This window comes from Pseudomonas typographi, assembly GCF_014694385.1.
Lineage (GTDB): Bacteria > Pseudomonadota > Gammaproteobacteria > Pseudomonadales > Pseudomonadaceae > Aquipseudomonas > Aquipseudomonas typographi.
Window position 1 is genome coordinate 1 of the sequence record NZ_JAAOCA010000073.1, and the last position, 6,711, is coordinate 6,711.

A 6,711-nucleotide genomic window follows, 5' to 3' on the forward strand; every position below is an offset into this window, starting at 1 on the left:
CGCCCACCCGTCTGTACCCGTTCGGCGAGGCCCCGGAAGGGGTGAGCAAGCCTTATGCGGTTTGGCAGACGATTGGGGGCGAGCCGGACAACTACCTGGCTGATCGGCCCGACTCTGACCGGTTCGAGCTGCAGATCGACGTATATGGCACCTCTGCCACGCAAACCCGAAACGTGGCCAAGACCCTCCGTGACGCCATCGAGCTAAAGGCCTACGTCATCCGCTGGAATGGCGAATTCTATGACGCTACGACCAAAACCTACCGCTACAGCTTCGACGTGGATTGGTGGGTAACCCGCTAAACGCCCGTTGTAACCGATGCCCGCCTAGCGCGGGTTTTTTTATGCCCGACAGACGGAGAAAACCATGTCGATCCTTACCCAAGGTACCAAGATCTATGCCCTGGTGCCGCCAGTCGATGGCGGTACCGGAGCGCTGAGCGTGCTGGCCATTGACTGTGCGACCGCCTTCAACCCTGGCGGCTCCCCGGCGGACCAGATCGATGACACTTGCCTGGAAGACACCGTACGCAAGTCGAAAAAGGGCCTGCGCACCCCTGGCCAAGCCTCGATGACCATCCTGGCCGACCCGCGCAACGCAAGCCACATCCGTCTGCATCAGTTGTCCGAAGCCGATGGCGAAACCACGATCAAGTGGGCCGTGGGCTGGTCAGATGGCACCGAGCCGCCGACCCTCAATGAAGCTGGCGATGATTTCGAGCTTCCCACCAGCCGCACCTGGTTTGTCTTCGAAGGCTACGTTGCGGATTTTCCGTTCGACTTCGCCGGGAATGCGAACGTCAGCACTGCGGTGTCCATTCAGCGCTCGGGCGGGTCTGCCTGGGTTCCCAAAACTGCATAAGGCGAACCCATGAAGCTGGCCGACTTGAAGAAAAAGGGAGGCGTCATTACCGACGCCTTCGTGAAGAAAACGGTGGAATGGACTCATACCGTCAAGGGCAAGGAAATCACCGAGAAATTCGATATCCACGTTCGCAAGCACGCCTTCGGTGTGATGGAGGCGATGTTTGTTGACGGCGAGGCGCAGAAATACCGCAACGCCCGGTACCTGTCCGCGAGCGTGTTTCTCGGCCCTGACGGCGAGGAAGAATTGCCGTTCGACGATGCGGTTAACCTCGACCCCAGCCTGGGTATCGCGCTGCTGCAAGCCGTGAATGAGGTCAATGCCCCGGTAAAAAACTGACGGCCGCCGATGAGTTGCAGCACGAACTGGTGCTGAACGGAGTCGGCGGGCGGACGGTGGCGGAACTCAGGCAAAACATGAGCTATGCGGAGATGCTGGCCTGGGCTGCGTATCGGGAAAAGCATGGATCGTTCAACTCGATGCAGCGCCAGGAGCAGATGGGCGCGATCATCGCCTTGCAGGTCAACCGGCTGCGCGGGGGCGATGCGGCGCTGATCGACTTCATGCCACACGCGGAAAGGCCGCCCATTAGCCTGGAGCAGGCGATGGAAGAGTGGGTGTAGCTTTGGCCGAAGCCCCGGCGGTGCTATGGTGCCAAAAAACAGGGAGGGTATATGGGACGATTAATTGCCACTTTCGGGGCAGCTATCTGCTGCTGCATTTCGCTTTCAGCAGCTGGTGATCAATCACGAGGAATCTACAAAGCCCCACCGAACCTAGTTAAAAAGGCCCAGCATTCTGTTGCTGCGAAGATGAGAGATCCATCCTCCGCACAGTTTCGAAATGTGATGGCAAAAGGTATTTCTTCCGATCCCAAGAAATGGTCAATTTGTGGGGAGGTGAACGGTAAGAATGGCTTTGGAGGTTACGCCGGATTCACGCGTTTCGCCTACGATGAATCGCTAAACGACTCATGGATTGAGGCAGGTGATGCTCCTGACCCCATGGTCCGGACGCTTTGTGGAAACTGAAATGTAAAGCCCGCTTCGGCGGGTTTTTTTACGGCTGGAGAAAGATTATGGCATCGCGCTCTTTGGGCACGCTGACGCTGGATCTGGTGGCCAAGATCGGCGGCTTTCAGCAGGGCATGGACCAGGCCGCCCGATCGGTATCGAGCACGGGCGCGGCCGCGACTAAGGCGTCTAGCCAGGTCGAGGTACTGGAACGCCAATTCGCATCGTTGACGAGCGTTGCCGCTGGAATCGCGGCTCCCCTGGCTGCCGCCTTCAGCTTGCACACCGTGTATGAGGCTACAGAGGCGTATGGCTCGCTTACCAACCGCCTCAAGCTTGTCACCAGCGGCTCCGCTGAGCTTGCGACGGCTCAGGCCGCGGTGTTCGGCATAGCCCAGGATTCTCGCCAGCCACTCGCCGCAACGGCAGAACTATACCAGCGCATAGCCACCAACCAGACCGCGCTGAAACTGTCCAGCGCGGGTGTAGCCGGCGTTGTGGGCACCATCAGCAAGACGTTGGCAATCTCGGGCGCCTCGGCCGAAAGCGCTAACGCAGCGCTGATCCAGTTGGGCCAGGCCTTTGCCTCGGGCACCTTGCGCGGGGAAGAGCTGGGTTCGGTACTTGAGCAAGCCCCGGCGCTTTCTCAGGCGATTGCTGCCGGTATGGGCAAGACGGTGGCGGAACTGCGTAGTTTGGGTGCTCAAGGCAAGCTAACGGCAGAAGCGGTCGTGAAAGCCTTGCAGGCCCAGGCCGGTGCGGTCGATACGTTGTTCTCTAAGATGAGCGCCACGATTGGCGGCAGCCTGACGGTGGTCGGCAACTCGGTAACGCACTTCATCGGCGAGATCGACCAGGCTACTGGCACCAGTAGCAAGCTCGCCGCTGAAATTATTTCCGCGTCGAAGGTAATCGACGGAAGCCTGCCGGCGGCGCTGGACGGACTGAGGGATCACTCAGACGCGCTATCCCAAGCCTTGACCACTGGCCTCTATGTGGCGCTCGCCAAGGTTGTCGGTGGTTACGCCGCGCTGGGAACCGCTGGCGCCGCTCGCATGGTGGCGTCCGCACAGGAAGCGAAGGCTACCTTGGCCGCGGCTGCCGCAGCGACGAGAAAGGCTGAAGTTGATTTGGTGGTTGCGAAGAACGCCGTGCAGGTGGCGACGCTCAACAAGAGCCTAGCGACCACGGCGGACCAGATCGCCATTGCAGAAAATGCCCTGACGGCTGCGAAAACGAAAGCGCTCACCATCAGCACCACCTTGGCCGCCGCGCGTACGGCAGAGGCGGCCGCGAACACGCTTGTGGCCAATACCTCGACCGCCGCCGGCGTGGCTATGGGTGTTATGTCACGGGCGGCGACTACCTTAGCGACCGCAGGCAAAAGCGTGCTAGCGTTGATGGGCGGCCCGGTCGGGCTTGTCTTCATTGCTGGTGCAGCTGCTCTTTCGTTCGTAGATTTCCGCAGCAGTGCCGACAAGGCGGCCGAAGGCCTGGAGGGCTTGAAAGGGCCGCTCGATGATGTGATCGCCAAGTTCAAGGCACTAACCCGCGACCAGAAGGCCGCTGCGATGGTGAAGTGGAGCGAGGCGGAAGCGGAGAGTATCAAGGCTGTCGGCGAGGAGTATTCCAAGCTTCAGGGGATGCTCCAAACCGGCCTAGTTGGCCCTCGATCAAACGCAGCCGGCACCTCTGCTTATCAGGAATATTCCAAGCAACTCAACGAGCTTTACACGGCCGGCAAGGATCTTTCCCCGGTCCTTGAGAAGATGAAAACCGACGCCAGAGTACCGGCCTCTGTGGTTGATAGCTTGATAAAACATGCTGGCGCCGTATCCACCCTCAAGGGTGTTTCCACCGAAGCCACCGATCACCTGAACGCGCTTCGTGGCGAAATGAACAAGGGCGTCGCGGCTTCCACAACCAGCACCCAAGCGACACAGGGCCTAACTGCCGCTGGTGAGAAGTATATCCAGACAATGCAGGACCAACTGGGCAAGCTTGAAGATAACAATGATGTTGTGAAGGAGGCTGCCCGGTATGTGAAGAACCATACCGAACTCTCCAAAGCTGATGGCGTTGCGATCATGTCGCTCGCCTATGCACAGAAAGCTCAGCAAGAAATAAATAAGGCGGCAACCAAGGAAACCAAGGAAAACACAAAGGCGCAGACCGCTCTTACGGAACAGTTAAAGCAGGCTGCCACGGGATATCTCGAACTAAAAAAATCGTTCGACCCAGCAGGTGCTGCCACCGAGCAATTCCAGAAATCTACGGCTCAACTGAATCTGCTGTACAAGAACGGGAAGATTTCACAGCAGGAATATGCCCAGGGAACGGCGTGGCTAACCGAGCAACTAAATACCGCCACCAAAGCGGCGAACGGCTTGTCCCAGGCCGAAGAGTACCGGCAAGAACTGCAGAAAAAGCTGGCCAACGACATGGCGCAATACGCCAACCAAGCGGCCGCTGTAGGGCAGGGCGACAAGGAGGCGGATCGCGCCCAGCAGCGCCTGGAGCTCGAGCGCGAAACCAACGAAAAGCTGCTGTCGCTGCGCACGGAGTTGGCCAACGCGACTACCGCGAAACAGCGCAACGAGCTTCAGGCTCAGATCGACCTCACCAACGAGTACCTGCCCAAGCAGCGCGCGGCCATGGAGGATGGCTTCAAGAACATCGATCAGGCCCAGGCCGAGTGGAGCAAGGGGGCGAGGGCGGCGTTTAAAAACTATGCCGATCAGGCCGCCGATGTCGCTGGCCAGACCAAGACGCTGTTTTCCGATGCGTTCAACAACATGGAAGACGGGATCGTCAATTTTGTGAAGACCGGCAAGCTCTCGTTCAAGGACTTCGCTGATGGCGTGATCGAGGATCTGATTCGTATCCAGGTGCGACAAGCAGCGGCCGGCTTTCTTAGCACTGCGTTCAGCTTCCTCACGGGCGGCAGCGCGGCGCTCGGCGCCAGTGTCATGACCGGTTCCAGCTCGGGCTCTTTGGTAGCGAATGCCAAGGGCGGGGTCTATGACTCTACCAGCCTGTCGGCCTATTCGAACCAGATCTACAACAGCCCGCAAATGTTCGCTTTCGCCAAAGGCGCCGGCATTTTCGCCGAGGCGGGCCCTGAAGCGATCATGCCGCTGACCCGGGCCGCCGATGGGTCGCTGGGCGTGCGCGCGTTGAGCACCGGCGATACCACGGCGGCCGAATCTGCTGCCAACTCAGGCACGACAACAATCGGCGGCATCACCCAGCACATCACTGTTCAGGGCTCGGCCGACGACGCCACGCTGGCACGCATCGCCCAGGCGTCCAAGAAGGGCGCCGAGGACGGCTATGCGCTTGTGATCAGCGATCTGAAGCGAAACGGCCCGGTGCGGCAGCTACTCAACCGCCGGTAACGGCGTTGATTCGCCCCAGAGTTGAAATCGTAAATCCTTGGCGGTCTAGGGTCGTGCATACCACCTCGCCGCCTATATGGACTTTAGTTTCGACTTCCGGCCTCAGCTGGTTATCTGCCTGCGCCTGAACCATTGCGAGCATATCTTCCGGGAAACTGTAGGCGAAATTTTCAGGAAGATCGGGCTCAACCATGAGTCCGCCTCTAATAAATTCCGATTTGAACTCGTTTGTGGATCTATAAGCATAGGCGCGCATAACATGATCAGATTCAGTCTTTGCGAATCCAAAGTGATAGACTGTTACCGCCTGATTGAGGCTGGCCGGGATGAAGTCATTTATGGACCTCCATATTTCTTGCAGGGCCTGAGTGACATATTTGTCAAGAGAGTTTATATCAACGGCACCATGCTTATAATTTAGGAATCCGACCCATCGGGCCAGGAGTTCGCCAAAACCAGTGCACGCCACGATGAGGTTCAGGTGAGGAATGCAGACAACTTTATTAGCCCTCCAGATATCTCCAGTAAAAGCATCGCGCACCTCGGAGTCGGCCCAAACTATGGCATTTTCTGAATTAATATTAAAGTTGAGCGCAGCCATACTTTTTGATCTCCTTCCATGGTGTTCAGATCCTACTACGCCGGTGCCATAGGCTGTTAGTAGGGTTTTATCCACGCTGGATCTTTATACAGCTTCGATGAATCTACTGCTCAGGAACCTTAAATGGCTATTCCATGGCCGGCTTCGCTGTGTCCGAACGAAATGACCTGGGGCATGGTTTACAACAACCGGGGCTTTACCTCGTCGCTCTCCAACGCCCAGCAGGTGGTGGGCTATCCCGGTGCCTACTGGCAATGCACGCTGACCTTCAACAACCAGACCCGTGACCGCGAGCGTCAGCTTACGTCGCTGATCGGCAGCCTCCAGGGGATGTTCGGGACGGTGAACGTGCCGGCATTCACCCGCCGCCGTACCGACTCCATCGGCGCCGCGGTGGTGGTGTCCGGCAATGCCCAGGCCCTGGTGATGACCATCGGCGGGGTTACCGCGAGCGCGAAGGTGTTTTCCATGGGCGACTACATCACGGTGGCTGGCGAAATGTTCGAGGTCATCGACGATGCGACCTCGGATGGCCAGGGCCAGGTCGTGGTGAACCTCAACAAGCGCATCCGCAAGACGCTGGTGGCCGGGACGGCCGTCGAATACCAGAACCCCTATTCCGAGATGCGCAGGACCGACGATTCCAACCAACTGACCGTCCAACCTATCGTGGCCAGCGGCACGCTCCAGCTTCGGGAGGCCTTCTGGTGGCGACCGTGTTTCCTTTCAGCCAGGCGGTGGTGGATATCCTCAGCCAGGGCAAGTTCATGATCGTCTACGCCTGCCAGCTCGACTTTGCGGACGGCATGGTGCTGGCGCACACCGGCACCGGCGA

General features: G+C 58.6%; 8 protein-coding genes. 7 read left to right on the forward strand and 1 reads right to left on the reverse strand.

Annotated features, from left to right (window positions below):
• From gp17 to HAQ05_RS27425, 6 genes are all read left to right on the forward strand, one after another.
• The coding region (gp17, locus tag HAQ05_RS27400) for a tail completion protein gp17 (RefSeq protein ID WP_190427415.1) at positions 1-302 on the forward strand (302 nt) is incomplete at its 5' end.
• A 64-nt stretch (positions 303-366) separates the two neighbouring features.
• Positions 367-861, forward strand: coding sequence for a phage tail tube protein (locus HAQ05_RS27405; protein ID WP_190427418.1), 495 nt, complete (start codon positions 367-369; stop codon positions 859-861).
• A gap of 9 nt (positions 862-870) precedes the next feature.
• Entirely contained in the window at positions 871-1,203 is a 333-nt protein-coding gene (locus HAQ05_RS27410; RefSeq protein WP_190427419.1) for a phage tail assembly chaperone family protein, TAC, read from the forward strand.
• A gap of 77 nt (positions 1,204-1,280) precedes the next feature.
• Positions 1,281-1,487 (forward strand): phage tail assembly protein T, encoded by a 207-nt coding sequence (locus HAQ05_RS27415; RefSeq protein WP_190427426.1) that lies wholly within the window; start codon positions 1,281-1,283, stop codon positions 1,485-1,487.
• 51 nt (positions 1,488-1,538) lie between these two features.
• The gene (locus HAQ05_RS27420) at positions 1,539-1,895 is read left to right on the forward strand and encodes a hypothetical protein (protein WP_190427420.1); all 357 of its coding nucleotides are present in this window, start codon (positions 1,539-1,541) and stop codon (positions 1,893-1,895) included.
• 47 nt (positions 1,896-1,942) lie between these two features.
• Positions 1,943-5,275, forward strand: a complete 3,333-nt coding sequence (locus HAQ05_RS27425; protein WP_190427422.1) for a phage tail tape measure protein — start codon at positions 1,943-1,945, stop codon at positions 5,273-5,275.
• Here the strand turns inward: HAQ05_RS27425 and HAQ05_RS27430 are convergent.
• A complete protein-coding gene (locus HAQ05_RS27430; RefSeq protein WP_190427424.1) occupies positions 5,262-5,876 on the reverse strand; it encodes a hypothetical protein in 615 nt (204 codons plus the stop codon). The two genes, HAQ05_RS27425 and HAQ05_RS27430, sit on opposite strands and share 14 nt — an antisense overlap.
• Before the next feature lie 123 nt (positions 5,877-5,999).
• On the opposite strand from HAQ05_RS27430, the gene HAQ05_RS27435 reads away from it, so the two are divergent.
• On the forward strand, positions 6,000-6,647 hold the full coding sequence (locus HAQ05_RS27435; RefSeq protein ID WP_238936607.1) for a hypothetical protein: 648 nt from the start codon (positions 6,000-6,002) through the stop codon (positions 6,645-6,647).
• The last annotated feature ends 64 nt before the right edge of the window (positions 6,648-6,711 follow it).